Raw genomic sequence first — 26,147 nt, 5'->3', positions numbered from 1 at the left:
TTATCCAAATAAAAGAGGGAAGATTAACCAAATCATTATTAAACCACCAATAAAAAAACCTATAACAGCAATTAAAGAAGGTAGTTGTAAATTACTTAATCCTGTAATTGCATGACCGGAAGTGCAACCATCGGCATAACGTGTTCCAAAACCAATACAAATTCCTGCGACTAATAAAAGTAAGAATCCTTTCAAAGTGAAAATATGTTCAAAATCGAATAATTCATTAGGCATTAAGGTCTTACCAGCATTAGAAAAACCTAATTCGTTTAACTCTATAATTGTTTTTGGATTTAGATTTATTGGAGCATTTGTAGAGAAATAGTTGTTAGTTATAAAACCTCCAATAATTAAACCTACTAAAAATATTAAGGCCCAATCTCTTTCTTTCCAATCTTTTTTAAAATAGTCGGAAAATTTATCTGCTCCACTAATTGTACATAAAGTTTCTAAGTTTGATGATACACCAAAACTTTTTCCAAAGTAAAAGAATAGTAATAAAATGATAGCAATTAAAGGACCAGAAATATACCATGGCCAAGGGTCAAGTAAAAAACTCACGTTGTAATATTATTTTCTATATAATAGAGTATATTTTGAGTCGCACCTATATTATCTTCTATATATTTTTTATTGATGTTCCCCATAGTAACTCTTAGGTTAATATCTTTTTTTAAGCTAACAAAGATATTAGAAAAATCGTTAGTATTTAATATAGTTTTTGCACCGCCAAGTAGCATTAAATCTTTTGCTTCTTGAAATTTTTGATGTTTATTTCCACCAAAAACTACAGGTATACCAAAAGTTGCAGGTTCTAAAATATTATGTAAGCCAGTTGCTAGTCCTCCTCCAACATAAGCTGTGTTAGCATAAGAATATATTTTGGTAAGTAATCCAATATTATCAACAATAAGAACTTTATAATCTGAAAGATTAACATTGTTTCTTTCAGAATATAAGATTGTTTTCTCTAAGATGAGATTTCTTAATTCTTCTATTTTATTTTTATCGATATTATGCGGAGCGATAATAAATTTTTCATCTTTCTTAGCATGATTATTTATGTAGTTTACTATACACTCATCATCTTCTTTCCATGTGCTTCCTGCAACAACTGTGTAAGTATTATTTTTAAATAACTCTATAGCTTCAATAGTATTATCTTGATCTAGAATTTCAGAAACGCGATCGAACCTTGTATCACCAGAAACATTTACATTTTCTAGATTAATGTCGTTTAATAATTTTTTAGAGGATTCATTTTGAACAAAAAAGAAAGAAAAAGTATGTAAAAACTTACGCATCCATTGTCCGTAAGATTTAAAAAACAGTTGATCTTTTCTAAATATTCCAGAAACTAAAATGGTTTTAGTATTAGACTTTTTTAGTTGATTCAATAAATTAGGCCAGAATTCATATTTAACAATAATAGCTAAATCAGGATGTACTAACTCTATAAAACGTTTTACGTTTCTTCTGGTATCGAAAGGTAAGTAGCAAACAATATCTGCTAGATTATAGTTTTTTCTGATTTCATATCCTGAAGGAGAAAAGAAAGTAACTACAATTTTATGATTTGGATATTTAATTTTTAGTTTTTCAATGATGGGTCTGGCTTGCTCAAACTCACCCAAAGAAGCGGCATGAATCCAAAAAACACGATCATTAGAGGTAATTGAAGCTAGTTTTTTAAAAGTCTCTTTACGTCCATTAACAAATAGTTTTAGTTTTTTATTAAACAGACTTAAACACTGTATAATATAGTAAGCTAGATGAATGAGAATGTTGTAAAGAAAATTCATGCTTCAAAAATATAAAAAGGCTAATTATAATTAGCCTTTTAAAGAGTCAAATATGTTTTGTTTTTTAATTGTCTATTGCTTTTAATAATAAAGAGCATTTAGCAATATAACCATAGTCAGAACTCTTGCTGTTTTTTGCCGCTTTTAAACATTTTTGAGCTCCTATTTTAGCGATATCTTTTTGATTCAATTTTAAAGCCAATTCAGATTTATAATATGTATACCAAAAAGCTTGAGGTCTTAACTCTTCTGCTTTTGTAAACCAGATTAAAGCTTGCTTTAAATCTTTGTTTTTTTGATAATAATATTGAGCAGCATCAAAATACGTTTGTGCTTTAATTTCTCCTTTTTCATTTGTTATTTTTGAAGCGATTTGTTCTTCAATAATACGATCTGAATTTACTAGAACAGGAACTTTAATAATCGTATTCTCCCAAGCAATAACCATACTAGCTCCATTAATCGTAAAGTTTTCAAAATATATAGAGAATGTTTCTCTTAATTCTTTTGAGGTAGTTACTGGTATTTTAAAACGAATAATATCATTTTCTTTATTATATCCGGCGCTTCCCCATAAATTACTTTTCTTATTGAATATGATTGTCCATTCTTTTTCTTCAGGAATAGAATATAAACCGTAAGTTCCAGCAGGAAGGTTTAAACCAGCAACATTAATTTCTTTATCTGTTGTAAATTTTGTTGAAGCATTAGCGCCAGTTCTCCAAATTCTATTATACGGAATTAAAGAACCAAAAATTGTTCTTCCTTTCACACTTGGTTGTCCGTATTGTAAATTGATGTTAGCTAAACCAACTTTTTGTTTAGTTGTAATTTTAGGGCTTAAACTAGGTTGTGTAATTTGAGAAATTAACGATGCGCACGTTAGTAGTGTAATAAGTAAGATTAATTTAGCTTTCATAAGGATAGTTTGTCTTTGTTTTGTATTGAAGTAGACGAGAAAACTAAAATTAATTACAAATAGACGTAAATAAAAAAGACTGTCTAACAAGACAGCCCTTTTTGAATTTATTTAATTTCGAAATCTTCCATGAATTTCGTAGTGTAATTACCAGCTACGTAATCAGGATGATCCATTAATTGTCTGTGGAAAGGAATTGTAGTTTTAATCCCTTCAATGATATACTCATCTAAAGCACGCTTCATTTTATTAATTGCTTCTTCACGAGTTTGTGCAGTTACAATCAATTTAGCGATCATAGAATCGTAGTTTGGTGGAATTGTATATCCTGCATAAGCATGCGTATCAATACGAACTCCATGTCCACCTGGCTCGTGGTAAGAAGTAATCTTTCCAGGAGAAGGTCTAAAGTTCTTGTGAGGATCTTCTGCATTAATTCTACATTCGATCGAGTGTAACTGTGGAGTATAGTTTTTACCAGAAATAGGAACTCCAGCAGCAACTAAAATTTGCTCACGAATTAAATCGTAATCAACAACCTCTTCAGTAATTGGGTGCTCTACTTGAATACGAGTATTCATCTCCATAAAGTAGAAATTACGGTGTTTGTCTACTAAGAATTCAACAGTACCAGCTCCTTCGTACTTAATATATTCAGCAGCTTTTACTGCAGCTTCTCCCATTGCATTTCTTAATTCATCTGTCATGAATGGAGAAGGAGTTTCCTCAGTTAATTTTTGGTGACGACGTTGTACAGAACAATCTCTTTCAGATAAGTGACAAGCCTTACCAAATGAATCACCAACAATTTGAATTTCTATATGTCTTGGCTCTTCAATTAACTTTTCCATGTACATTCCGTCGTTTCCGAAAGAAGCTTTTGCTTCCATACGAGCAGAATCCCAAGCAGGTTTTAAATCTTCTTTGTTCCATACAGCACGCATCCCTTTTCCACCACCACCAGCGGTAGCTTTTAACATTACAGGAAATCCCATATCAACAGCGATTTTTTCTGCTTCTTCGTAAGAATCTAAAATTCCTTCAGAACCAGGAATACAAGGTACACCTGCAGCAATCATTGTAGCTTTAGCTGTAGCTTTATCTCCCATTTTAGAAATCATTTCTTCTGAAGCACCGATAAATTTAATTTCGTGCTCTTCACAAAGTTTAGAGAACTTTGCATTTTCAGAAAGAAATCCATAACCTGGGTGAATTGCATCTGCATTTGTAATTTCTGCAGCAGCAATAATTCTATCCATTTTTAAGTAAGATTCGTTACTTGGTGCAGGTCCAATACAAACTGCTTCATCAGCAAATCTTACATGTAAACTTTCTGCATCAGCCTTAGAGTAAACAGCTACTGTTTTTATACCCATTTCTTTACAGGTACGAATTACACGAAGTGCAATTTCACCTCTATTGGCAATTAATATTTTTTTAAACATAATTGTAATAGTTAATTAATAGCTTAATCGATTAAGCTATACGATAAATTAAGATGGGTCAACTAAGAATAATGGTTGATCGAATTCAACAGGAGTTGAATCATCTACTAAAACTTTTACGATTTTTCCTGAAATCTCAGATTCGATTTCATTGAAAAGTTTCATTGCTTCAATAATACATACAGTATCTCCAGCTTTAATTTCATCACCAACTTCTACAAACACAGGTTTGTCTGGAGATGGTTTACGGTATAAAGTACCTATAATTGGAGATTTTATAGTAACGTATTTAGAATCGTCATCTGATTTAGCTGGTGCGGCTGGGGTAGCAGCTTCAGCAACTGGTTGAGCTACTACTGGTTGAGTAGCAACAACTTGAGGTGCAGCAGCTAGGGGTGCTGCAGCTTGAATAATTTTTGTCTCTGGTGCATCTGATCCAGTTTTAATGGTGATTTTTACATCATCCATTTCTAGCTTAACCTCGCTAGCACCAGATTTTGCTACGAACTTAATAAGATTTTGAATTTCTTTAATGTCCATTGTCTATAATTTTAGTTGATTGTGTCTATTTATTATACGCCCATTTTAAGTAGATAGCTCCCCAAGTGAAACCACCACCAAATGCAGCAAAAATTAAATTATCACCTTTTTTAAGTTCTTTTTCATAATCTGCAAGTAATAAAGGTAAGGTAGCAGAGGTAGTATTACCATATTTGCTAATATTCATCATTACTTTTTCTTCAGCTAAACCTATTCTATTGGCAGTAGCTTCTATAATTCTTTTATTAGCCTGATGAGGAACTAACCAATTTACATTTTCTTTTGTTAGATTGTTGCGTTCCAGTATTTTTTCAGAAACATCTGCCATGTTAGAAACTGCAAACTTAAATACAGTTCTACCTTCTTGATGTACATAATGTTGATTGTTCTTAATCGTTTCTTCTGAAGTAGGTAAAATTGAACCTCCAGCATCAATTTTTAAGAATTCTCTTCCTATTCCATCACTCCTTAAATACTCATCTTGAAGACCTAACCCTTCTTCGTTAGGTTCAAATAAAGCAGCACCAGCCCCATCACCGAAAATAATGCATGTAGCTCTGTCTGTATAATTAATAATTGAAGACATTTTATCTGCTCCAATTAATAATACTTTTTTATATCTACCAGACTCTATATAACTAGAAGCTGTAGACATACCATATAAAAAGCTAGAACAAGCTGCTTGTAAATCGTAAGCAAATGCATTTGTAGCACCAATTTTTGTTGCAGTATATACTGCTGTAGATGCAACCAACATATCTGGAGTTGCAGTCGCTACAATAACTAAATCAATCTCTTTTGGATCAATATTGTTTTTGTTGATTAAATCTTCAGCTGCTTTAATGGCTAAGTAAGAAGTACCTTCACCTTCTTTTTTTAATATTCTTCTTTCTTTAATTCCGGTTCTAGAGGTAATCCACTCATCATTGGTGTCTACCATTGTTTCCAACTCTTGGTTGGTTAGAATGTAGTCAGGAACATATTTTCCCACTGCTGTAATTGCTGCAGTTATTTTAGCCATGTTTGTTACTTATAGTAAATTTAGTTTTCAAAAGTAGTGATTTTTTTTTCACTTGAAAACGAAAAAAACGCCAAAAACTTTCGTTTTTGACGTTAAATATGTTAAACTATAAAATCTTGATAGAAGTTATAATATATTAAGCCTCAGCTTCAGTACTATCAATTACTACTTGACCGCGGTAATATAACTTACCTTCATGCCAGTGAGCTCTATGATATAAATGTGCTTCTCCAGTAGTAGGATCAACAGCTATCTGAGGCATAGTAGCTTTATAGTGAGTTCTTCTCTTATCTCTTCTAGTTTTTGATATTTTTCTCTTAGGATGTGCCATTTTATGTGTTTTTTCCTGTTAGTAAATCTTTTAACTTATCCCACCTCGGGTCGGTTGACTCATCTTCAACCGGTTTCTCTTTATTAATCTCTAATTCCTTAAGTTTCTTTAAAGTTTCAGATTGCATTGTTCCATTGGTTACATCTGGATGTACTCTTTTGTTAGGAACAGAAAGAATTATTAGTTCATAAATATATTGAGCAATATTTAATTGATATTCTTCATGAGGAATGATTAAAATTTCTTCATTTTCATCGTTAAATTCTTGTCCGAACTTAACAATCAATTTATAATCTCCTTCAATTGGCTGATCAAATAATTCACTTGTTAAATCACAAGGTACATTTACAGAACCGCTAATTGAGAACAAAACTTCAAATAAAGTACTCTTTTTTATGAACTCAACATCAACTATTACGTTAGTTTCGTTGAATTCTTCATACTGAAATTCTTTAAAGAACGTGTTGTCAATTTGGTATTGAAACTCGTGGCTACCTTCTTTTAAACCTACAAAAGGAATACTATATTCTTTTAAACCTTTCATTTACAATATCAATTTGAGGGCGCAAATATAATAAAATATTTTTTTAAAAAAGAAGAATTAGAACTATTTTGATTTTAATGTATTTGACTCTAATTCAATATTTTCTTTTCTGTTTCTATAAATTTTTAAAGAACTAAATAAAGCTTCTTTAAAAGATTCTACGTTTGCTATGTTTTTTCCTGCAATATCAAAACCTGTTCCATGGTCTGGTGAAGTTCTAATTCTGTTAAGTCCAGCAGTGAAATTTACACCATTTCCAAAGGATAAGGCTTTGAAAGGAGCTAAACCCTGATCGTGATACATTGCTAAAACTCCATCAAATTGCTCGTAAGTCTTAGAACCAAAAAAACCATCAGCAGCATAAGGTCCGAAAACCATTTTTCCAGTTTTTTTAATCTCAGCTATTGTTGGACGTATGATATCGTCGTCTTCTTTACCTATTACACCTTTATCTCCACAATGAGGATTTAATCCTAAAATTGCAATTTTTGGTTTGTTAATACTAAAATCTCTTTTTAAAGATTGATGCATTATGTTTACTTTTTTCTTTATCAATTCTGGTGTAATAAGTTCTGTGACTTTAGAAACAGGTACATGACCTGTAATTAAACCTATTCTTAAATCCTCACACATTAATATCATTAAGCTTTCACCTTCCAATTCATTTTCTAAAAATTCTGTGTGTCCAGGAAAATTAAATTCTTTCGATTGGATGTTTTCTTTATTTATAGGAGCTGTTAATAATACATTAATAGTATCGTTTTTAAGTGCTTTAATTGCCATACTTAAAGATTTTAATGCATATTTTCCTCCTTCGGGAGTTATTTTACCAAGTTCTACTTTAATATCTTCTTTCCAAATATTTAGTAGATTGATTTTTCCATGTACAATTTTGTCTAAAGACTGAATACCATGGATACTATTATTTAAGTTTAATGCTTTTTTATGGAATGAAATAACTTTGTTAGAGCCGAAAATAACAGGAGTACAAAATTCTAACATTCTCTTATCTTCAAATGTTTTAAGAATTACCTCTACACCTATACCATTAATATCACCTATTGAGATTCCGACAATAATTTTATTCGTTTTTTCCATATTTAGAATACCTATGTTGTATTTTTGATGTTAACAAAAGTAACTAAATTTTAAGGAATGTTTACAGGTATAATTGAAACACTTGCAAGTGTAACTGAGCTCAAGAAAGAACAAGAGAATATTCATGTTTCTTTAAAGAGTGAAATTACTAACGAATTAAAAATAGATCAAAGTGTTGCTCATAATGGTGTTTGTTTGACTGTTGTGGCAATTGATAATGACGAATATACTGTTACAGCTATTAAAGAGACTATTGATAAAAGTAATATAGGGGATTTAAAAGTAGGAGATGAAGTTAATTTAGAAAGAGCAATGAGGTTAGGAGATCGTTTAGACGGTCATATTGTTCAAGGTCATGTTGATCAAATTGGATTTTGTAAAGATATTAAAGAAGAAGGAGGAAGTACTGTCTTTACTTTTGAATATGATTCTGGATTAAATAATGTTACTATAGAAAAAGGATCGATAACCGTGAATGGAGTTAGTTTAACCGTTGTAAACTCTAAATTAAATGAATTTAGTGTAGCAATTATTCCTTATACTTTAGAACATACAGTTTTTAAACATTTTCAAATAGGAACGAAAGTGAATTTAGAGTTTGATGTTATCGGCAAATATGTTGCAAGATTGACTAGTAAAAATTAGAAAGACTACCATATGGTAGTCTTTCTTTTTTATAACTGACAATAAATAGAATATAAGAAATAATTTCTTATGTAAAATTTATTGTCAATATGTGTGAATTTTGTTTCAATAACTAAAAATCAAAACAATATACACTTACTTTAACACGCATTTTACATTCGAAAGGTAAAGCATGATATTGTTCGCAAGTTCCACAGTTTGATCCTAATTGGGTATCAAAAACACCATAGCATGTTGGAGATGGAGGACAATATGAATATTGACCACCATTAATGCTTTTTTGAATGCTTTTATTAAGTTTTTTACCTAATTTTAAAATTGATTTTTTCATAATGAATTCAATTTAAAAAGGGAAATCTCCATCTCTGCATGAACCATATTGGCCACAATCATACATCGGATCGTTGCCTAAAAAAGGATAGTTGCTTAACCAAAATCCTTGTGTTCTTGTACAGCAAAATTGATAAGGTGTTGGAATATATCCACCGTGAATTTCTTTTTGTTGAACTTTATTTAAAGATGTACCTAATTTTAAGATTGATTTTTTCATAATTTTAATATTTTTAAAGATTAACAACTAGCACAGCAATATCCGGTAACAGAAGCTTCGTTATGATATAACCATTGTGCGTCTTCTACAGACCATCCACTTTGCCATCCTGTGGCAGGGTCATATATTTGACAGTCTTGCGCCATTTTACCACCGTTTATTTCCTTTTGTTGAATTTTGTTTAATGTGGTACCTAATTTTAAGATTGATTTTTTCATAATTTTTTAATTAGTTTAAGCAATGAGGAGTTGGTAGTAACTCCTCAAATGCAGATTATAATTTGTTTTGATTAATAGTTATACCAACCGCCACGACCATCACATACTCCAGGACAGTGAGGAGGTCCACATTTTATTCTTGAAGTAGCAGTAGGGCACACTTCGGCACATGTTTTAATTTTAATAGGCTCAGTAATAATTCCACCTAAAATTTCAGTTTGTTCAGCTTTGTTTAAAGCTTTTCCAACATTTAAGATTGATTTTTTCATAATTGAAAGATTTAAAAATTGATTAAATCCTTGAACATTTAAAGACACTCAAGGCTTGTGTCTATTCTTCGCGAAAAAAATTGTTCAAAAGGTAATTTCTTACGTTTTCTTAAGAGCAATACGGTTCTAATATAGCGTGTGTGGTATCTATGCATTGACCAAAATTGCAGCAGTCTGAAGAACCACGGCAATCTTCTGATCTATAACATCTAATGCCTAATCCGCCATTGATTTTTTTTTGTTGTTTTTTATTTAAGCTTTTGCCTAGATTTAAGATTGATTTTTTCATTTTGTGTACTAATTAATAATAAAAACAAGATCCATAAATAGTACATCTTCCAGGCTCACAAAACGGATTTAGTTCAGGTATTGAGGTTTCTCTACAGCACATAACACCTTTTTGATAACAAGTACCTAAACCACCACCATTGATTTTTTTCTGATCGACTTTTTTAATAATATTTCCTAATTTTAAGATTGATTTTTTCATGATATTTCTTTTAAGGTTAATAAATAATTAAAGGTTTTGATCCTTAATTTTATCTTTTGTTTAAGGATGGATTCCTGATAAACAAAAATGTGTTTCTCGAGAACCTAAACAACATCCGTTTGCTAAAGGATGTCCACCACAAGCAGTACACTTACTAGGTTCATAAGTTGGGCAGTTTGCAATAATTCCTCCTTTAATTTTTCTTTGATCTGCCTTGTTTAAAAATTTACCAAGATTTAAGATTGATTTTTTCATGAATATTTGTTTTAAAGGTTAATTAAATAGATTTTTCAGATCAATAATTGATCTTGTATCTAATTACTCTAGTTTTTAATACTAATAAGGATAGTAGCCTAGCTAAAAAAGCTATCTACAAAAACATAAATGTTAAACTGAATATGTAGCTTACATTTTTTTACAAAAGAATATGATGTCAAAAACTATTAAACTGTACTAAAAAAGTATGTTTAAGAGCAAATTAATTGACAATTATCAAAACATATTCCTAATTCCATTCTGTCTTTTGAAGTAGCTACACAATTATCATAACATTCAAAACAAGTTATGCCACCTGTGATAGATTTCAATTCATTTTTCTTTAGAATTCTAGAAGAATCTATGTTTTTAAGTTTTTTCATGATGCGAGTTTTTTAAAAGTTATCCTACCGCTAAAATTGGATAAGAACCATCATCACAAACTATAAAACAACTAACTAGTAGTGTAGGTTTATTACGGCAAACACATGGAAGCGTATTTATACCGCCGTGAATTTCTTTTTGTTGGGTTTTGGTGATAGGAGTACCAAAATTTAAAATCGATTTTTTCATAATCGAGAAAGATTTAAGGTTAATTAAATCCTTGTTCATTTTAAGACACCAAGGTTTATGTCTATTCTTCGCGAAAGATTATTTTTTATTTTAAGACATTTTTAAGTTGATAGAAAAATCTTTCTATTAACCTAAGGTCTTCTGTTATTATATCTGCATTACCCTGCATTTCTTGTCTAAATTCTAATTGTTTTTCATAAGAAGTTGTAAGATTATTGGGTAAATCTACATCTATTAAATAATTCCCTTCTTGATCTGGAATAGAAGAAATACTTCTTATTTTTCCATCTAGCTTACCAAATTCATCTGAAGGATAATTTAATAGTTTTATTTGTACTTTTTGTCCAGTCTTTATTTTACCTGAATTAGCTATAGGAGCTTTAATTTTACCAATAAAATCTTTTGCATTATTTGGTATGATTGTAAAAATTAAATCTCCAGTTTTAACTGTTTGATTTCTACTCCAAAAAGAAAGAAAAGAAACTTTACCACCTACAGAGGTGGTTAAGGCATAATTATTTTCCCAATCACTAATTGCTTTTCTAAGTAGTAAAAAAGATTGTTTAGCTCTTTTTTGAAGGTTTCTATCGTTCTGAATTTTTTTTATACTTGCATCATCTAGATTTTGAGATGAATTATTGATTTGTTCCCTAATTTGTGAAATGCTAGTTTTCATGTTTTCATGATTTCTTTGAGCTTGAATGAATTCATGTTCAAGCTGTTCCATATCTTTAGCAGAAATCACACCCTTTTCAAACATCTGTTTACTTCTTTCATAACCTTCTTCCTTAAGTTTTAATTGTTTTTCACTTAATTTTTTTTGGAACAACATATTACTAAGATTTCTTCTCGCATCTATTACAGATATTTGTCTAGAATTTACTTGTGATTTTAAAGGATCTAAATCTTTATTTAGTTGATACGCCTGATAGTCATTTTCAAATTGAGAAAAACTAGAATTAATATCGCCTAATACCAATGGAGGGATATCGTTTATAGGAAAGTTAAATTTTTCGTTGTGAAACTCTATAGTATCTACTATACTTTTTAAAAACAATACATCTTTGTATGAAGCACTATTTTTAATAACAGCTAAAATTTCATTTTGTTTAACTTCAGTACCTTCATTTGCTAAAAGAACTTCAAATTGTCCAGTAGTTCTCGCAAAAATTTTCTCTGGTGGATTTGTAGTTGTAACCATAACCTGAGTTTTAATAACGTCAGGGTATTTTACAAACCAAGAAATGAAAAGCAACATGATAATTAATAATAAGATTAAGATGTTACCATACCTTATCATCCAACTAGGTACTTTGTTTAGAATTTCTTGAACTTCTTCGCTTCTAATTTCTATGTCTTGACTATTCTGTGGCATTTATTTTTATAAAAAGTGAGGGAGTGTGATCCCTCACTACAATTAGTATTAACAGTAAATTCTTACTTGGTAACCAGTGGTACCGAAAAATGTAGTACACTGTTCACATTTTGTGCATGCAGGATTAGCTCCATTAGCAATGGCCGAAGACATTGCTGAGTTACATCTACTAAGAGAAGTGTAACAAGAACTTCCGATAAAAAGGTCTCCAAAACCTCCTGTTATTTTCTTTTGTTGGGTTTTGTTTAATTTTTTTCCAATATTTAAGATTGATTTTTTCATTATTATTAATTGAAAAAATTATAAGTTTACTGGAATTTCACATTCTGCATGAGTAAAGGCACAAGCCTTATGTCGTCTTGGTAATGCATTGTATTCTGCACAAGATGCACATCCAGGAATACTATCTGCATAACAAAAAGGTCCTGTGTAGTCATCACAACTACCAAATCCTCCGTTAACTTTTCTTTGTTCGGCTTTGTTTAAAGCTTTTCCGATATTTAAGATTGATTTTTTCATTATTTTAAAAATTAATATGCTTGAATACAGCAGTTGTTGAAACAAAACGTAGGCCCATTAGGTATAATTTTATTTACGCATTGGCTACACGAACTAACAGGGTATTTTTCAAACCCAGTACATGATGATCCAAAAACACCACCATTTATATTTTTTTGCTCATTTTTATTGAGAGCTTTTCCGATATTTAAGATTGATTTTTTCATTGTTTATTAATTTAAATTATCTATTATACCGGATCTTGCGGACCTCCATCTCCAGGGTTTCCTGGAGAAGTGCCTCCACCACTTACTGTACAGTTACAAAAAAGAGGTTTGTAATAAAGTTCTTGTATATCTGGATCTGCGCACCATTCAAAACAAGGTCCAGTGAATACACTGTTTCCTCCTGCGATTGTTTTTTGTTGAGCTTTGTTTAAAACATTACCTAGTTTTAAAATTGATTTCTTCATAACTCATATGATTTAAATGTTAATTAAATCCTTGATCAATTAAAGACATTCAAGGTCTATGTCTATTCTTCGCGAAAAAATATAGTTAAGAAAATGTGTTTTTAGTTACAAACTAAAACACATTCATTGTCTAAAAAAAATATTAACAACAACCAGTATCAGTAAGATCATCACATAAAAAATCTATTGTAGGACAGTTGTTTCCAAATCCTCCGTTGATTTTCTTTTGTGTGTCTTTGTTTAATACTTTTCCTAGTGTTGAAATTGATTTTTTCATATTAATTATTTTGTTTTATGTATTGGTGTTTATTATAGATTTGGATATTTTTTTTACGGTAATGATTTTATTGTCTCTTTTTATGATATAGTTGTTAATGTTGCCTGGTTTTTTCTTGTTTAATTTATACCTGTTTAAATCAAGATCTTTAAAATTTATATCATTTATCTTTAGTATTTCGTCACCTACTTTTAAAGTGTTTTTTTGAGGGTTTATAACACTAGCAATGATTAGTTTTTTTTTAGTCTTTCTGTAATCTTTTATTCTAATTCCATCGCTTATATAATCATTTAAATGTTTTTTTTTATGATTTTTTAAATAGATTTCCGATTTGTTGTAGTTAATTAAAAGATTGAACTTTTTTAAAAAACCACCACCTATAATTCCTTTTAATTTAGTTCTACTTTCTTTAGGGAACTTTACATCTTCATTGTTGTCTATTATTATATCTTTATAACAGGTTTTATTAAGAAAAATTTCCTTTATTTTAAAATATGTAGGAGAATTAAAACCATGAGGACTAGAATTTAATAATTTGATTTTAAATGGCTTTGGGTTTAGTTTTAGTTCGTTTAAACTGTTAATTGTTGATATGTTCCTACTACTACCAGTATCAATTAAAAAGTCTCCAGCAATATTGCCTTTGTTATTTGTGGAGATTTTCAAGTTGACTGTGAATCTCTTAAAAAACGCCAAATCTTTGGTGTGATGAATGGTGTTAAGCTTTTCATAATCATTTAATTTATTTTCATTAAGATCAAATAGATTAATCACACTGGTTTGGTAGTTTATTTCTAATAAATATTCTTTAAAAAAATCTATTCCGATAATGCCATCACATGATTCTCCTAAATGTTCAGATATATTATTTAATCTTACAAATCTTTCCTTTTTTCTGAAATTATTTATACTAAATATTAATGGTTTTTTACTTAGTTTTCTTGGAGATATTTTTGATGATAATGGACTATTATTATCTAAAACTACTCCAAATTCACCTGTGTCAAACATTAAATTTAATGGTTTATTGTTTATTTTAATATTCAAAAATATCTGATTATCAATTAATCTAAATGGGATCTCATGGAGAACTTTTTGACTAAAGCAACAATACGCACAAAAGAATAAAAAAATAAATTTTACCATTGTTTTTAGATTTTTTTAAAAGGGGAGATTATTCCCCTTTTATTAATTTAGTTTTACCAAAGTGGGTAGCCATATGAGCCACAATGAGTGTAATAGCTTTTGTAACCATAACTTAAATCTCCTTGGTAATCACCTAAAAGGACAGATTTTTTTATAGCACAAAATTCTTCTCTAGAAATTTGTCCATTTATAAGAGCTAGTTCTTCTTTGTTTAAAATTTTTCCTAATGTTGAAATTGATTTTTTCATATTAATTATTTAGTTTAAAAATATTTGATCCTTGATTATTTAAAGACACTCAAGGATGTGTCTTTTTTTTTAAAATATTAACTACCTAATTCAAGTTGATTTTTAACTAGATGATAGTAGTTTCCTTTCAATTTTATTAATTCTTCATGATTTCCTTGTTCTACAATTTTTCCTTTATCAAGTACAACAATTTGATGTGCGTTTTTAACTGTGCTTAAACGATGTGCAATAACAACTGCTGTTTTATCCGCAAAAAAGTTGTTTAAATTTTCCATAATAACTTTTTCGTTATTTGCGTCTAAAGCAGATGTAGCTTCGTCAAAGAATAAGAATTTAGGGTCTTTGTAAACAGATCTAGCAATTAATAATCTTTGCTTTTGACCTGTGCTTAACCCGTTACCTTCACTACCAATTTTGGTGTTATAACCAAGTGGTAAAGCTTCAATATAATCAGAAATATTAGCAACCTTAATAGCGTGACTAAGTTTTTCTTTATCAACAAAATCTTCACCAACAGCAATGTTTTTGGCGATACTATCATTAAAAACATAACCTTCTTGCATTACTACACCACAATTTCTTCTCCATTCCTTTTGTGATATGTTTTTTAAATTAAAGTTTCCTACAATAATTTCACCCTTTTCAATTTGATAAAAACCGAGTAATAATTTCATTAATGTGGTTTTTCCACTTCCGCTTACTCCAACAATTGCTGTAGTTTTGTTTGCAGGTATCTCTAAACTTAAATCTTTTATAACTGGTTCTAATCCCCCTGTGTATCTAAAAGAAACATTTTTAAGTTTTATAGGGTGATTTATTGGGATGTTGGTCACTTTTTCGTCGCTAGGTTTTTCTTCATCTTCCATATTGTGAATTTCACCTAAACGATCTAATGATATTTGAGCATCTTGTACATCTCTCATAAAGTTGATAAGTTGCATAATTGGTCCGTTTAACTGACCAACAATATAGCTGATAGCCATCATCATACCGAGAGTAATATCTCCATCAATAACCAGTTTTGCTGAAAGAATGGTTATTAACATGTTTTTTAACTCGTTAATAAGATTAGAACCAACACTTTGAGTTTGCTCTAATGCTAAACTTTTAGTTGCAACTTTAAATAGACGAGCTTGAACATATTCCCAATTCCAGCGCATTCTTCTTTCTGCGTTATGGAGTTTAATTTCTTGCATTCCATTTATAAGTTCAATTACTTTACTTTGTTCCTGGCTTACTTCAGAGAAACGCTTATAGTCTAATTCTTTTCTCTTTTTGAAAAAGAATAAAACCCAAGCAAAATAAAGTACACTTCCCAATACGAAAACACCAAAAATTTGTAAACTATAAAACCCTAGAACAAAACTGAATATAATTAGGTTAATAAATGAAAAAAGTACAGATAAAGAAGAGGTAGTTAAAATACGTTCTATTCTCTTATGATCGTTTATTCTTTGTAATAAATCCCCTGTCATTCTTACATCAAAATATGAAATAGGTAATTTCATTAGTTTAATAAAGAAATCGGAAATTAAAGAAATGTTTATTCGTGTGCTTAAATGTAATAAAATCCAACTTCGTATAATTTCAAGAGAAGCTTTTCCAATGAATAAGAATAATTGTGCAAATAAAATAAGATAAACAAAGTTTAAATCCTGATTTTCAATACCAACATCTACAACACTTTGAGTTAAGAAAGGTAATATTAATTGAAGTAAACTTCCTGCTAGTAATCCAATAATTAATTGAATTACGAAACTTCTGTATCTAATTAGATATTTAAAAATAAACGAAAAACCAAACTTTTCATCTTCTTCAAATTCTTGTGAATAAAATGCAGCAGTTGGTTCAACTAATAAAGCTATGCCGTCTTCAGTATTTTCATCAGCATTATTACCAATCCAATGTTTAATGAATTCTTTTTTAGTTAAAGTTATTAGTCCGTGTGCTGGATCAGATATGTATACGTTATCTTTTTTTATTTTATAAAGAACTACATAGTGGTTTTTGTTCCAATGAACAATACAAGGTAATGGAGCTTCTTTTAATTTCTCAAAAGCTAATTTGATTCCTAAAGATTTGAACCCCATAGATTCAACAGCTTCACTAAGGCCTAATAAACTACTTCCCTCTCTTGTTGTTTCACTGAGTTCTCTGAGTTGCTGTGTATTAATAGTCTTACCGTAGTGTTTGGCAATTATTTTTATACAAGTAGGCCCGCAATCTTTAGCCTCTGTTTGTTTATAATGTGGAAATTTTTTCAAGTATATTCTAATTCATTTGGTTAAAAACTCACTTTTAGTTTATATAAAACTTATTGTGATTTACACTGCAATTCTAAAATGTAACAAATAAGGTGAAAGTTTTTAAAATGATTTTAAATAATAAGGTTTTTATGCTTATTTATTACTTTTCCCCTAATAATTTAAATTTTAAGATTACATTTGCGGCGAACATTTTAAGACACTCACCAAGTGTGTCTATTCTTCGCGAGAGAATTTTGTTCGAAAGGTAAAGTCGCTATTGCGGCTTTGCCTAATTTTAATCCTCTACATGAAGGTTTAATGAAGCCTGAAAATGTTCCTCTAAATCTTCTATAAAAAAGATTAAATCTGTTCTGTTGTATTCTTTTGGGAAAGATTTACCGTTGATTAAAATTTCCGGAGTAAAGTTTATCCCATTTTCAACGCACCATTCTTTTTCAGCTTTTAAAACTTCTATAGGGTTTGTAGTTTGTGATTCTTTATTCCATTTTTCTAACCATTTTTTGTGATCGGTACCACTATAAATTTCATCTAACGCAATTTTACAATCTTCTATTTGACCTAAGTTGTAAAGTTCAATTAATGTACTTGTAACTTTTACACCAGCACTTTCATTATCATCTACAGGAACATTAAAGCGAATAATTACTTTAGCTGAATCGTTATATTTCTTTAGTATTTCATCTACTATTTCGTGTACTCCTTTACAGTGTCCACAAAATGGGTTTGTTACAGTAACGATTTCTAAAGCAGCATTTTTATTTCCAAAAACAATTTCATTATGATTATTAATGTTTGTATTCAAACTAGGAGATTTTACTAGTAAACTATTAAAAAGATTAAAATTTCTTTTGAACTTTACAAAATCAATTTTCTCTTTTTGTAGCGTGCTTAACTCTTTAGCCATAGGCTTTATAAAGCTCCAAGTTAAATAAATACCAATAAAAGAAATTATTGTAATGGTTATATCAGTTAATTTTAAGTTTGAGATAATAAATGAAGGATCTTTATGAACAAAAATTAAAGCGGCTTGTAACCATAGAATCGCTACTATTGTTAAACATAGTAAACACCATGATTTTACTACTTTGTATTGATAGTAAATGGAGTATATTGTAATTGGTAAAGAAATTAAACCAATAAGTAAAAGTGGATTTAAATTCTTTAATAAAAATGATGCAATTAATACACTTGAAAAATAAACAATGCTTAAATCGCTTAGTTTGTGGTTTTTAATAATCTCAGCTCCTTTTGAGTTTAATACAGCATCACAATCTTTTTTCTCGTCGGTACCTGAACAAAAAGCATTTCCAATAGCAGTACTTTCTCCTAACTCTTGTTTTAATATGCTATAGCTTGTAATAACTCCGAATATGGCTAATAGACTGTAAGCATAATTAACAAGACTGTTGTTTTCGTTGATTAATAAGAAAAGGATTGCAGCAGACAATAAACCTATTAAAACAAAGTTTTTAACATTGCTTTCTTCTCTAGAGGTTGTAATGTTATCTGTTTTTTCAACAGCAACAATAATTCCAGTAAATTGTGTTAAGAATTCACCTTCTGTAAGTTTTTTTTCTTTATTATCTTCTCCGCTAGTTATTATATAAATAGATTTCTTAGAGTCCTTTTTAACTGTTACTAAATCATCTCCCTTGTCTGTAGATATTTGAGCAATAAAACTATCAGGTAATTGTTGTAAGGTTTGACTATCAGTAGGTACTTCAGCAGCAATGTTTTCAATGTTAAAATGATCGAGAACACCTGTTATTGCATGAAGACTTGGATAAGAAGGATGACTTTGAATTTGGAAAGCTAATTCTTTCTTATCATATACAATTCCGTTTAATGATAGCAACTTTTGTACTATCAAAGATAATGCATTTTTCATAGGAGGCAATAGTATTTCACTGAGGAAATACTTATTTTAAATTTATTGATTGATGACTCTAAAGTTACAATTTTTTTTAAAACAGCTGTTTTTTGTTTAAAAATTTAACATTTTTTTGTTTTACTAAGAGTGTTTTATTTGAGGGAATTTCTTAAAAAAAGGGTTAAAAAATATTGGTTTTGAAAAAAATACAACGAATTTATTGTCAATTACTCAGTGTTTTTAAATTTGTAAATACTTAATGGATAAATATGAAAAAGGTTATTTTAAATAAACATATAGAGCAATTACATAATACTTCGAGTATTAAAACTGATGAATTACAGGCTTTTTTGGATCAGTTTAAAGTTATAGGAAATGTAGGGATAAATTCAAATTCTATTTTTTATGTATTAAACTTAAATACAATGAAGTACGAGTATGTTAATGATGCTTGTTATAGTTTTACAGGATATAGCTCAGAAGAGTTTCGTGAAAAAGGAATGCATATTTTACCGCTTATCATGGTTGAAGAGGATTTTGAATTATTAACGACTAATTTATTTCCAAAGATGAATGATTTTTCCAAAGAATTAGATTTTGAACAAAGAGGTAAAATAGTTTTTGAAATTTATTATAAAATCAAGCATAAAAATTCTGGGATAATAATGCAAATGGTAGAGTTTAGTTCTTATACAAAGTTTGATGGTAAATTACCTATTTTATCCACTGGTTTATGTTATGAATCAAGTCAGTTTATTAATGGAGTAAAAGGAATTGTTCGTTTAAATGAAGGAAGGAAGCAAATTACTTTATTTGAAAAAAAAATAATTTACAAAAAGGAACAGTTAACTAAAACAGAAAATTTAATAACTGCTTTGCTGGTTGAAGGGTTTTCTCGAAAAGAAATAGCAGATAAACTTTCGGTCTCTTTACATACTATTCATACACATATAAAAAATATATATAAAAAAACTGGTGTAAATAAAGTGTCCGAGTTAATTAAAAAAGTAAGTTGAAGTTATAAAGCACGATAATAAAGATCTAAAAATATAAATATGAAGTTTCAATTTAAATATATAGTGTTTTCAATAGTCATTTTTTTATTTTTTAAATGTAATTCTGTTAAAAGGGTACCTTTTGAAAATATTGTAGATACAAACTCAAAGAAAATAACACTTCAGGATAAAAAAGTGTTTTCTATAGAGAAAGAAGTTTTTGCTTCAAATAAATTTAATGGAGCAAGGTTAAGTGATTTTTTTAAGGAAAATGATTCTTTATTTACGGCATTTGTTGAACCTGAAAATACACCAATAAATAATAGTGCTTATTATTCATTTAAATTGTGGAGTAGTCAACCAAAAACAATATATGTAAAGTTCACATATCCAAAAGGTTTTAAACATCGTTATGTCCCTAAATTAAAAAGAAACAGTGAGAATTGGAAATCATTAGATTCTAGCTTAATTTATAAAAGAGACTCTTTATTTATAATGAAGTTGGATCTTTCAAAAGATACAACATGGGTTTCAGCTCAAGAGGTTGTAACAGTTAAGGATACCGAAAAATGGTATAAAACTCTTATTAGATCTAAAAATTATGTTCATTTAAAGAGTGTAGGGAAAACTAAGTTAGGGCGTAATCTTCCTGTTTTAGATATTTTTAAAGGAACTAAAGAAAATAAACCAATTGTTGTTTTGTTAACACGTCAACATCCGCCAGAAGTAACAGGTTTTTTTGCTTACCAAGAATTTTTAAAATCTATTTTAAAAGAAAATAATTTAACAGAAACGTTTTTTACAAAATATAGAGTACTGGCTTTTCCTATTGTGAATCCAGATGGTGTTGATTTAGGGCATTGGAGGCATAATGCCAATGGAGTTGATACTAATAGAGATTGGTCTCAGTATCGTCAATCTGAAATTAAGCAAATAGTAAGATTTATACTTAAAGAAAGTAAAAAGTTTAAGAGTAAAATAGTTTTAGGTTTAGATTTTCATTCTACTTATGAAGATGTTTTTTACACGAATAAAATAAAAGAAGGAACAGTTTTTCCTGATTTTATAAAAAGTTGGTTTGCAGCTTTAGAAAAAGAAATTCCAAATTACAAAGTAAACGAAAAACCAGGTAATAGTAAGAAACCAGTATCTAAAGGTTGGTTTTTGTACGGTCATAATGCCGTAGGGATCACATACGAAATTGGAGATGAAACACCAAGAGAGCGAATAAAACTAATAGGTAAAGTTACTGCGGAAGAAATGATGAAGGTTTTAAATAAATACTGATTTAAAAACAAAAAAGCTTCACAAAAAGTGAAGCTTTAAAGGTGGTCCCACATGGGCTCGAACCATGGACCCCCTGATTATGAGTAATTTGCTTTTTTGTTATAACTTACTGTTTTTTAGTTTTTTAATTTTAATTTGTTTTTTTAAGTAGTAAAAAAGTAGTAAAAAAATAAATTTAATTTTTATCGAAATAATCAATATATAACCTTACAAACTCTTTGTTAAAATCAGGAAATAAAGATTGTTTAAGCATTAATTTTAATTTTTTGTTTTGAGAAATTTTATTGAGGACCACATCAGATTTATTCTCTAATAACCAATTTATATTAAAATCTGTAGGAATAGTATACTTTTCAAAATCTAAAATAAAATTGTAATAAGAGTGGAATTCTCTTATTTTTTTTATCATATGATTCGAGAGGATTTTTTTTTCGTCTAGTATGTACAGAACTGTGATTAATTGGTTTAAAGGTTCTCTGAACTTGAATGGTATACCTGTATTTGAGCTTTTGCCTGTTGATAGGTAGGGAGTACTATTATTGATTAGTTTGTAGTTGGATTCAATATACTCATTAAGGTGCTTTTCATTAATTCTAATATGTTTACTTATGACACTATTGTAAAATAATGTTTTGTTGAACTTTTTATTAAGTGTTTGGTTAATTTGAGATTCAAGACTTTTTTGATGGAGGTTGTAAGTTGTTGTTTTTAATGCTTTTAAAATTCCGTATTCTGAGTTTTCAATAGCAATATTGAATATTTTAGTTAGGGTTTCAAAATCTTTATTCTTAAACATGTATCCTTTTTCATTAAGTGAATATATAGCATTAGTTATTAAGAAACCTCGGGTTAATTTTTTGTCTATTAATAGATTTATTAACTTGATTATTTCATGACAAGAAAATAAATATGGTTTTTTTAGTAGAGGGTAAGATAGTAATGATAATTCATGAATGGAAAAGTCTAATCGTTCTATAAATATTATTACTTTATTAAGTAAGTTTTTATCAAAATCAGCTTTCAAATATGCAATTAAAATACAAAGATTTTGAAATATTCTTTCAATAGTTTTTCTTAAATCTTTGTTTTTTGATCTATTGTCTATATATGTAATTTCAGATTCTAAGAAGGTTATGTTGTCGATTGAAAATAAATTAGATATAACTGTATTTATGTAATTAGTTAAAGAATGATAAGGTAGTTCGCTAATGTTGTTTCTTTGAATATATTTTAATAGGTTGTCAGGTTCACAATTATGAATTATTTTCTCAATAATAAAATCATTGAATTCATTGAAATGATTTGTGTGATCATTTGTCATGGAATAAGAGATGATAAGGCTTTCTATTACTTTTTCTGTTAGCTTATCATATATATTATCTTGGTGAATATAATTACCGTCTATAAAATTAATATACTCACCATACCTGTAATATATTTTTTTAGCAATATCTAGAGTGCTATGGATGCTTCTTCTTTGTTTGTAATCTTTTATTTGAGAATAGTATTCGTCTATTGAGTTATGATAATCACCTGAAAAATTACCATTATTTATACCGTTAAGAATAGAGAAATATTCATTTGAGATATTTAGTGTTTCTAGCTCTAGATTTAAATCGGGAATAATTTCATCCCATTGCTTTAGAGCAATTTTGCGAAGATTGTATTTTGAAACAAAATAAATAATTAATTGTTTTTCTTCTTTTGCTAATTTTGAAATCTCATTAAGTATTTTTTTTGCTAAATCATATTCACCAATTTTTGTCAATGTAAGAGAGTGCTTTAGTGAGTCCCATAAGTTATTAGGTTTTACAACAAGTACACCTTTTTTAGCTATCAAGTGAAAATTTAGATTTCTGTAGTGCGATTCAATACAATCACAAATTGATTCAGTTTGTAGTTCAATGTTGGTGATTTTATTTTTAGTTTTTTGATTTAATTGAAAAATTAAATTATCATTGAGAATGTTGATAATTTCTTTGACCTTTTGTTCTGCACTTTGAATGTTGTTAAATAGTTTTTTGTTAGTGATTTTAACCTCTCTTTTTATTTCTATTGATTCAAAGAAACTTATAATATCTTCATTATTTGTACACAATTGAAAACTATTATAGTATGTGTGGGTATTGGGTCTTTTTAAAAAGGTGATCTTATCTATTAATTTCCAGGAGGTTATTCGTCTAAATTCTTTGTATTCGTTTAGGCATATGTGTAGTTTTTCGACAATATGTTTGTTCTTGATAGCGTCGAATAATTGTTGATTGTTGTTTTCTGATAGGTTTTTCTTGGGGTTTTTAAATTTTTCTTCAATTTCTTTTATAAGTTTTATACGAGAGTATTTTTCTGTGGCTAAAATTCCCTCTTTAATAGTTCTGAATATTTTACTTTCATCTAAGTTTTTATAGTTTTTGAATTTTTTTGTTTTTGTTAAATTAAAAATGTAATAATCCTTTGAGTTTTTGGGGTCTTTCTTTAGTCTAAACTCTTTTTTGATTTGACTAGCGGTGAAAAAGTAGTGAGTTTTATTGCCATTTTCATCATTTGTATGAAGAAAAGCAAAGAAGTTTGTTCTTAATCCATCAATATCTTCAATGTATGCTTTAGCAATTTTGACTTGATTACTTTTTTCAAAATATTTAGCTTGTACAATACCTTGTTCTTTAAAGTCTCTAAAGCTTTGAATAGAGTTATGAATGATTTCTACAATGAAATCAGCGCCATCAATATCTACGCTTCTTTCACTAACATAAAAGTATTCACTTAATATAGCTTTTGTTCTAGTTTCACCTCGATTACCATTGAAGTTTTGTTTGTCTTGCATTGAAAAAAAGATATAAATAAAAGGAGTTTATCTCTGTTGTTTTTGTAAAATGCAATTTAAAAGCTTTTTTGGTGATTTAACTAAGTTTTTAGATCAAGAGTTTTTTGTTAAAAAAAAGCCATAAAAAAGTCGTAAAAAAGTAGTGTTTTTTGAAAAAAAATGGTTGAAAAAGTACTTTTTTTAGAAAGGTTTTATTGATTATCAATGTGTTATTAATGTAGGTCACCTTACTCTATATCAGGAGTCCTAGTATACATAAAAACCCTTCTGATGCTAGTAAATACAAGGGGTTGTAACTTGTTGTTTATGAGTTTGTAAAAACAAAAAAGCTTCACAAAAAGTGAAGCTTTAAAGGTGGTCCCACATGGGCTCGAACCATGGACCCCCTGATTATGAGTCAGGTGCTCTAACCAACTGAGCTATAGGACCAGTAAAATGGATTGCAAAAATAAAAACTTTTTTTAATTTTGAAAGCCTTTTTTACACTTTTCTTACCATTAAATTTTTTCCAAAATTTATTAAGTTTTCCTTTGCTGATTCTGAGATGTTTAGGCGCTTTAAGTTTTCGAAAGATTTATTTGTGTATTCTTTAATTAAATCTTGAATTAAGTTTGGAATATTATTTTCTTCAAAGATTCTAGTTACTTCAGATACTTTTTCAGAATTGTTTTCTAATTTTTGATTAAAAAAAGATTTTAATTTTTCACAATCATTAGAATTGGCAATTTCTATGCATTTTAAATATAAGTATGTTTTTTTGTTCTCAATGATGTCTCCACCAATTTGTTTTCCAAAAGTTTCTGGATTTCCAAAGGTATCTAAGTAATCATCTTGTAATTGAAAAGCAATACCAAGATTTACTCCAAAATTGTATAATTCGTCAGCTTGTGCATCTGAAGCTTCTGCAACAATTGCTCCCATTTTTAGAGCAGCACCAACTAAAACAGAAGTCTTAAGTGTAATCATTTTAATGTACTCGTCAATAGTAACGTCATTACGAGTTTCAAAATCAACATCTAATTGCTGTCCATCGCAAACTTCAATTGCTGTTTTACTGAATAGTTTTGCGAGTTTTTGAAAAATTATAGGTTCATAATTTTCAAAATATTGATAAGCTAAAATAAGCATAGCGTCGCCAGAAAGAATTCCAGTATTTATATCCCATTTCTGATGTACAGTTTCTTTTCCTCTTCTCAAAGGAGCTTCATCCATAATGTCATCGTGAACTAAAGTGAAGTTATGAAAAGTTTCTACAGCCATTGCTGCGGGTAAAGCTTTTTCAAATGTCCCAGAAATGATGTCGCATGCAATTAAAGTAAGTAAAGGTCTTAAACGTTTACCACCTAGTTGTAAGATATAATCAATAGGAGCGTAGAGGTTTTTTGGTTCTCTATTAAAATCCTGATTTTGTAAGTAATTTAAAAATGATTGCTGGTACTTAGATAATTCCAAAAGTAAAGTTTTTGTTACAAAAATAAGTCAATTAAAAGAACTGAGTAACTCTAATGTTAAAAAATCATTAAAACTTAGGAAACTTTTTTTGTTTCTAAAGTTTCCTTGCGTAACTTTGCAATGTATTATGAGAGATAAAATTATAAATAAAGCTGGAGAAATGTTTTTAACCTTAGGGTTTAAAAGCGTGACTATGGATGATATTTCTAGTGAATTAGGAATATCAAAGAAGACCTTATATAAGTTTTTTTCTAATAAAGCTTCTTTAGTGGATGCATCTTGTTCTACTATTCATCAGTCTATTGAAGAAACAATCGATTTCATTAAAAGTAATGAGTATAATGCAATAGCCGAAGAATTTGCTATTAAAGCAATTTTTAAAGAAATGTTTAAAAACGCAAAAACATCTCCCATGTATCAATTGAGAAAATTTTACCCAGAAATTTACACAAAATTGATGGAGAGAGAAGTATGTATGTTTAAAGATTGTAATAAAGATAACTTACAGAAAGGAATAGAACAAGGTTTATATAGAGCTGAGATAGAATTGCCTCTTATTACTGATTTCTATTTCACTTTAATCTTTGGTTTTTTTGAAAGTGATATGTATAGTCAAAATATGCAAGAATTAGTAAAAATAGAATACAAAATTTTAGAATATCATATACGAGCCATAGCTACTGAAAAAGGATTAGAAGAGCTAGAAAAACAACTAAAAATAATTAATCAAAATTGAAAC

General features: G+C 28.9%; 31 protein-coding genes and 1 tRNA gene. 4 read left to right on the top strand and 28 right to left on the bottom strand.

The genetic code is table 11. From position 1 onward, the window contains the following. From ACSIGC_RS08950 to pdxA, 9 genes are all read right to left on the bottom strand, one after another. On the bottom strand, positions 1 to 561 hold the full coding sequence (locus ACSIGC_RS08950) for a YeeE/YedE family protein (protein WP_442264490.1): 561 nt from the start codon (positions 559 to 561) through the stop codon (positions 1 to 3). After that, entirely contained in the window at positions 558 to 1,802 is a 1,245-nt protein-coding gene (locus ACSIGC_RS08945) for a 3-deoxy-D-manno-octulosonic acid transferase (protein WP_442264489.1), read from the bottom strand. The genes ACSIGC_RS08950 and ACSIGC_RS08945 overlap by 4 nt, the downstream gene beginning before the upstream one ends. 64 nt (positions 1,803 to 1,866) lie before the next feature. Beyond that, positions 1,867 to 2,721, bottom strand: a complete 855-nt coding sequence (locus ACSIGC_RS08940; protein WP_442264488.1) for a DUF2911 domain-containing protein — start codon at positions 2,719 to 2,721, stop codon at positions 1,867 to 1,869. A 107-nt stretch (positions 2,722 to 2,828) separates the two neighbouring features. Beyond that, entirely contained in the window at positions 2,829 to 4,166 is a 1,338-nt protein-coding gene (gene accC / locus ACSIGC_RS08935) for an acetyl-CoA carboxylase biotin carboxylase subunit (protein WP_299678574.1), read from the bottom strand. Between the two features lie 48 nt (positions 4,167 to 4,214). Beyond that, on the bottom strand, positions 4,215 to 4,706 hold the full coding sequence (gene accB / locus ACSIGC_RS08930; RefSeq protein WP_442264487.1) for an acetyl-CoA carboxylase biotin carboxyl carrier protein: 492 nt from the start codon (positions 4,704 to 4,706) through the stop codon (positions 4,215 to 4,217). A 25-nt stretch (positions 4,707 to 4,731) separates the two neighbouring features. After that, the gene (locus tag ACSIGC_RS08925) at positions 4,732 to 5,727 is read right to left on the bottom strand and encodes a beta-ketoacyl-ACP synthase III (protein WP_442264486.1); all 996 of its coding nucleotides are present in this window, start codon (positions 5,725 to 5,727) and stop codon (positions 4,732 to 4,734) included. Positions 5,728 to 5,863: 136 nt separating this feature from the next. After that, the gene (gene rpmF / locus ACSIGC_RS08920) at positions 5,864 to 6,058 is read right to left on the bottom strand and encodes a 50S ribosomal protein L32 (protein WP_095069128.1); all 195 of its coding nucleotides are present in this window, start codon (positions 6,056 to 6,058) and stop codon (positions 5,864 to 5,866) included. A gap of 1 nt (position 6,059) precedes the next feature. Continuing rightward, positions 6,060 to 6,602, bottom strand: coding sequence for a YceD family protein (locus tag ACSIGC_RS08915; protein WP_442264485.1), 543 nt, complete (start codon positions 6,600 to 6,602; stop codon positions 6,060 to 6,062). A gap of 63 nt (positions 6,603 to 6,665) precedes the next feature. Beyond that, a complete protein-coding gene (gene pdxA / locus ACSIGC_RS08910) occupies positions 6,666 to 7,700 on the bottom strand; it encodes a 4-hydroxythreonine-4-phosphate dehydrogenase PdxA (protein WP_442264484.1) in 1,035 nt (344 codons plus the stop codon). A gap of 57 nt (positions 7,701 to 7,757) precedes the next feature. Here pdxA and ACSIGC_RS08905 point away from each other — a divergent pair, with 57 nt between their 5' ends. After that, positions 7,758 to 8,345 carry a riboflavin synthase gene (locus ACSIGC_RS08905; protein ID WP_442264483.1) on the top strand — a complete coding sequence of 196 codons (588 nt, stop codon included), beginning with the start codon at positions 7,758 to 7,760 and terminating at the stop codon, positions 8,343 to 8,345. Positions 8,346 to 8,457: 112 nt separating this feature from the next. Here ACSIGC_RS08905 and ACSIGC_RS08900 read toward each other — a convergent pair whose 3' ends face one another. From ACSIGC_RS08900 to ACSIGC_RS08825, 16 genes are all read right to left on the bottom strand, one after another. After that, positions 8,458 to 8,676, bottom strand: a complete 219-nt coding sequence (locus ACSIGC_RS08900) for a hypothetical protein (protein ID WP_442264482.1) — start codon at positions 8,674 to 8,676, stop codon at positions 8,458 to 8,460. 12 nt (positions 8,677 to 8,688) lie between these two features. Continuing rightward, positions 8,689 to 8,895, bottom strand: a complete 207-nt coding sequence (locus tag ACSIGC_RS08895; RefSeq protein WP_442264481.1) for a hypothetical protein — start codon at positions 8,893 to 8,895, stop codon at positions 8,689 to 8,691. Positions 8,896 to 8,915: 20 nt separating this feature from the next. Continuing rightward, positions 8,916 to 9,113: a hypothetical protein gene (locus tag ACSIGC_RS08890; RefSeq protein WP_442264480.1), complete on the bottom strand. Its 198-nt coding sequence runs from the start codon at positions 9,111 to 9,113 to the stop codon at positions 8,916 to 8,918. A 71-nt stretch (positions 9,114 to 9,184) separates the two neighbouring features. Further along, the gene (locus ACSIGC_RS08885; protein WP_442264479.1) at positions 9,185 to 9,382 is read right to left on the bottom strand and encodes a hypothetical protein; all 198 of its coding nucleotides are present in this window, start codon (positions 9,380 to 9,382) and stop codon (positions 9,185 to 9,187) included. A 301-nt stretch (positions 9,383 to 9,683) separates the two neighbouring features. Next, positions 9,684 to 9,872 carry a hypothetical protein gene (locus ACSIGC_RS08880; protein ID WP_442264478.1) on the bottom strand — a complete coding sequence of 63 codons (189 nt, stop codon included), beginning with the start codon at positions 9,870 to 9,872 and terminating at the stop codon, positions 9,684 to 9,686. A gap of 60 nt (positions 9,873 to 9,932) precedes the next feature. Beyond that, positions 9,933 to 10,127: a hypothetical protein gene (locus tag ACSIGC_RS08875; protein WP_442264477.1), complete on the bottom strand. Its 195-nt coding sequence runs from the start codon at positions 10,125 to 10,127 to the stop codon at positions 9,933 to 9,935. 212 nt (positions 10,128 to 10,339) lie between these two features. Next, the gene (locus tag ACSIGC_RS08870) at positions 10,340 to 10,510 is read right to left on the bottom strand and encodes a hypothetical protein (RefSeq protein WP_442264476.1); all 171 of its coding nucleotides are present in this window, start codon (positions 10,508 to 10,510) and stop codon (positions 10,340 to 10,342) included. A 275-nt stretch (positions 10,511 to 10,785) separates the two neighbouring features. Continuing rightward, positions 10,786 to 12,075 carry an HlyD family secretion protein gene (locus tag ACSIGC_RS08865; RefSeq protein ID WP_442264475.1) on the bottom strand — a complete coding sequence of 430 codons (1,290 nt, stop codon included), beginning with the start codon at positions 12,073 to 12,075 and terminating at the stop codon, positions 10,786 to 10,788. A 48-nt stretch (positions 12,076 to 12,123) separates the two neighbouring features. After that, positions 12,124 to 12,357: a hypothetical protein gene (locus ACSIGC_RS08860; RefSeq protein ID WP_442264474.1), complete on the bottom strand. Its 234-nt coding sequence runs from the start codon at positions 12,355 to 12,357 to the stop codon at positions 12,124 to 12,126. An 18-nt stretch (positions 12,358 to 12,375) separates the two neighbouring features. Continuing rightward, positions 12,376 to 12,594 (bottom strand): hypothetical protein, encoded by a 219-nt coding sequence (locus ACSIGC_RS08855; protein ID WP_442264473.1) that lies wholly within the window; start codon positions 12,592 to 12,594, stop codon positions 12,376 to 12,378. A 229-nt stretch (positions 12,595 to 12,823) separates the two neighbouring features. Beyond that, on the bottom strand, positions 12,824 to 13,045 hold the full coding sequence (locus ACSIGC_RS08850; RefSeq protein WP_442264472.1) for a hypothetical protein: 222 nt from the start codon (positions 13,043 to 13,045) through the stop codon (positions 12,824 to 12,826). A gap of 142 nt (positions 13,046 to 13,187) precedes the next feature. Next, on the bottom strand, positions 13,188 to 13,322 hold the full coding sequence (locus tag ACSIGC_RS08845; RefSeq protein WP_442264471.1) for a hypothetical protein: 135 nt from the start codon (positions 13,320 to 13,322) through the stop codon (positions 13,188 to 13,190). A gap of 15 nt (positions 13,323 to 13,337) precedes the next feature. Continuing rightward, positions 13,338 to 14,369, bottom strand: coding sequence for a hypothetical protein (locus ACSIGC_RS08840; protein ID WP_442264470.1), 1,032 nt, complete (start codon positions 14,367 to 14,369; stop codon positions 13,338 to 13,340). A gap of 152 nt (positions 14,370 to 14,521) precedes the next feature. After that, positions 14,522 to 14,716 (bottom strand): hypothetical protein, encoded by a 195-nt coding sequence (locus ACSIGC_RS08835; protein ID WP_442264469.1) that lies wholly within the window; start codon positions 14,714 to 14,716, stop codon positions 14,522 to 14,524. A 77-nt stretch (positions 14,717 to 14,793) separates the two neighbouring features. Continuing rightward, positions 14,794 to 16,980 (bottom strand): peptidase domain-containing ABC transporter, encoded by a 2,187-nt coding sequence (locus ACSIGC_RS08830; RefSeq protein WP_442264468.1) that lies wholly within the window; start codon positions 16,978 to 16,980, stop codon positions 14,794 to 14,796. Between the two features lie 277 nt (positions 16,981 to 17,257). Beyond that, complete coding sequence (locus ACSIGC_RS08825; protein WP_442264467.1) at positions 17,258 to 18,871, bottom strand: vitamin K epoxide reductase family protein; 1,614 nt, start codon at positions 18,869 to 18,871, stop codon at positions 17,258 to 17,260. A 251-nt stretch (positions 18,872 to 19,122) separates the two neighbouring features. On the opposite strand from ACSIGC_RS08825, the gene ACSIGC_RS08820 reads away from it, so the two are divergent. Both ACSIGC_RS08820 and ACSIGC_RS08815 read left to right on the top strand, forming a co-directional pair. Then, the gene (locus ACSIGC_RS08820) at positions 19,123 to 19,869 is read left to right on the top strand and encodes a LuxR C-terminal-related transcriptional regulator (protein ID WP_442264466.1); all 747 of its coding nucleotides are present in this window, start codon (positions 19,123 to 19,125) and stop codon (positions 19,867 to 19,869) included. Between the two features lie 39 nt (positions 19,870 to 19,908). After that, positions 19,909 to 21,135, top strand: a complete 1,227-nt coding sequence (locus ACSIGC_RS08815; protein WP_442264465.1) for a M14 family metallopeptidase — start codon at positions 19,909 to 19,911, stop codon at positions 21,133 to 21,135. A 175-nt stretch (positions 21,136 to 21,310) separates the two neighbouring features. Here ACSIGC_RS08815 and ACSIGC_RS08810 read toward each other — a convergent pair whose 3' ends face one another. The 3 genes from ACSIGC_RS08810 to ACSIGC_RS08800 form a co-directional block, all read right to left on the bottom strand. Next, positions 21,311 to 23,956, bottom strand: a complete 2,646-nt coding sequence (locus ACSIGC_RS08810; RefSeq protein WP_442264464.1) for a hypothetical protein — start codon at positions 23,954 to 23,956, stop codon at positions 21,311 to 21,313. A gap of 355 nt (positions 23,957 to 24,311) precedes the next feature. Then, positions 24,312 to 24,385: transfer RNA gene (locus ACSIGC_RS08805), tRNA-Ile, on the bottom strand. 51 nt (positions 24,386 to 24,436) lie between these two features. Beyond that, positions 24,437 to 25,408, bottom strand: coding sequence for a polyprenyl synthetase family protein (locus ACSIGC_RS08800; protein WP_442264463.1), 972 nt, complete (start codon positions 25,406 to 25,408; stop codon positions 24,437 to 24,439). 127 nt (positions 25,409 to 25,535) lie between these two features. Between ACSIGC_RS08800 and ACSIGC_RS08795 the strand changes: the two genes are divergently transcribed. Then, positions 25,536 to 26,144 carry a TetR/AcrR family transcriptional regulator gene (locus ACSIGC_RS08795; RefSeq protein WP_442264462.1) on the top strand — a complete coding sequence of 203 codons (609 nt, stop codon included), beginning with the start codon at positions 25,536 to 25,538 and terminating at the stop codon, positions 26,142 to 26,144. Positions 26,145 to 26,147: the final 3 nt, after the last annotated feature.

It is taken from the genome of Tenacibaculum aquaeponti (genome assembly GCF_052084715.1).
Classification (GTDB): domain Bacteria; phylum Bacteroidota; class Bacteroidia; order Flavobacteriales; family Flavobacteriaceae; genus Polaribacter.
This window is presented reverse-complemented; position numbering and strand designations above follow the sequence as displayed.

Coding starts and splice junctions, on each gene's coding strand:
- ACSIGC_RS08945 (WP_442264489.1), bottom strand. CDS start 1,802: ATGAATTTTCTTTACAACATTCTCATTCATCTAGCTTACTATATTATA.
- ACSIGC_RS08940 (WP_442264488.1), bottom strand. CDS start 2,721: ATGAAAGCTAAATTAATCTTACTTATTACACTACTAACGTGCGCATCG.
- accC (WP_299678574.1), bottom strand. CDS start 4,166: ATGTTTAAAAAAATATTAATTGCCAATAGAGGTGAAATTGCACTTCGT.
- accB (WP_442264487.1), bottom strand. CDS start 4,706: ATGGACATTAAAGAAATTCAAAATCTTATTAAGTTCGTAGCAAAATCT.
- ACSIGC_RS08925 (WP_442264486.1), bottom strand. CDS start 5,727: ATGGCTAAAATAACTGCAGCAATTACAGCAGTGGGAAAATATGTTCCT.
- rpmF (WP_095069128.1), bottom strand. CDS start 6,058: ATGGCACATCCTAAGAGAAAAATATCAAAAACTAGAAGAGATAAGAGA.
- ACSIGC_RS08915 (WP_442264485.1), bottom strand. CDS start 6,602: ATGAAAGGTTTAAAAGAATATAGTATTCCTTTTGTAGGTTTAAAAGAA.
- pdxA (WP_442264484.1), bottom strand. CDS start 7,700: ATGGAAAAAACGAATAAAATTATTGTCGGAATCTCAATAGGTGATATT.
- ACSIGC_RS08905 (WP_442264483.1), top strand. CDS start 7,758: ATGTTTACAGGTATAATTGAAACACTTGCAAGTGTAACTGAGCTCAAG.
- ACSIGC_RS08900 (WP_442264482.1), bottom strand. CDS start 8,676: ATGAAAAAATCAATTTTAAAATTAGGTAAAAAACTTAATAAAAGCATT.
- ACSIGC_RS08895 (WP_442264481.1), bottom strand. CDS start 8,895: ATGAAAAAATCAATCTTAAAATTAGGTACATCTTTAAATAAAGTTCAA.
- ACSIGC_RS08890 (WP_442264480.1), bottom strand. CDS start 9,113: ATGAAAAAATCAATCTTAAAATTAGGTACCACATTAAACAAAATTCAA.
- ACSIGC_RS08885 (WP_442264479.1), bottom strand. CDS start 9,382: ATGAAAAAATCAATCTTAAATGTTGGAAAAGCTTTAAACAAAGCTGAA.
- ACSIGC_RS08880 (WP_442264478.1), bottom strand. CDS start 9,872: ATGAAAAAATCAATCTTAAAATTAGGAAATATTATTAAAAAAGTCGAT.
- ACSIGC_RS08875 (WP_442264477.1), bottom strand. CDS start 10,127: ATGAAAAAATCAATCTTAAATCTTGGTAAATTTTTAAACAAGGCAGAT.
- ACSIGC_RS08870 (WP_442264476.1), bottom strand. CDS start 10,510: ATGAAAAAACTTAAAAACATAGATTCTTCTAGAATTCTAAAGAAAAAT.
- ACSIGC_RS08865 (WP_442264475.1), bottom strand. CDS start 12,075: ATGCCACAGAATAGTCAAGACATAGAAATTAGAAGCGAAGAAGTTCAA.
- ACSIGC_RS08860 (WP_442264474.1), bottom strand. CDS start 12,357: ATGAAAAAATCAATCTTAAATATTGGAAAAAAATTAAACAAAACCCAA.
- ACSIGC_RS08855 (WP_442264473.1), bottom strand. CDS start 12,594: ATGAAAAAATCAATCTTAAATATCGGAAAAGCTTTAAACAAAGCCGAA.
- ACSIGC_RS08850 (WP_442264472.1), bottom strand. CDS start 13,045: ATGAAGAAATCAATTTTAAAACTAGGTAATGTTTTAAACAAAGCTCAA.
- ACSIGC_RS08845 (WP_442264471.1), bottom strand. CDS start 13,322: ATGAAAAAATCAATTTCAACACTAGGAAAAGTATTAAACAAAGACACA.
- ACSIGC_RS08835 (WP_442264469.1), bottom strand. CDS start 14,716: ATGAAAAAATCAATTTCAACATTAGGAAAAATTTTAAACAAAGAAGAA.
- ACSIGC_RS08825 (WP_442264467.1), bottom strand. CDS start 18,871: ATGAAAAATGCATTATCTTTGATAGTACAAAAGTTGCTATCATTAAAC.
- ACSIGC_RS08820 (WP_442264466.1), top strand. CDS start 19,123: ATGAAAAAGGTTATTTTAAATAAACATATAGAGCAATTACATAATACT.
- ACSIGC_RS08815 (WP_442264465.1), top strand. CDS start 19,909: ATGAAGTTTCAATTTAAATATATAGTGTTTTCAATAGTCATTTTTTTA.
- ACSIGC_RS08810 (WP_442264464.1), bottom strand. CDS start 23,956: ATGCAAGACAAACAAAACTTCAATGGTAATCGAGGTGAAACTAGAACA.
- ACSIGC_RS08795 (WP_442264462.1), top strand. CDS start 25,536: ATGAGAGATAAAATTATAAATAAAGCTGGAGAAATGTTTTTAACCTTA.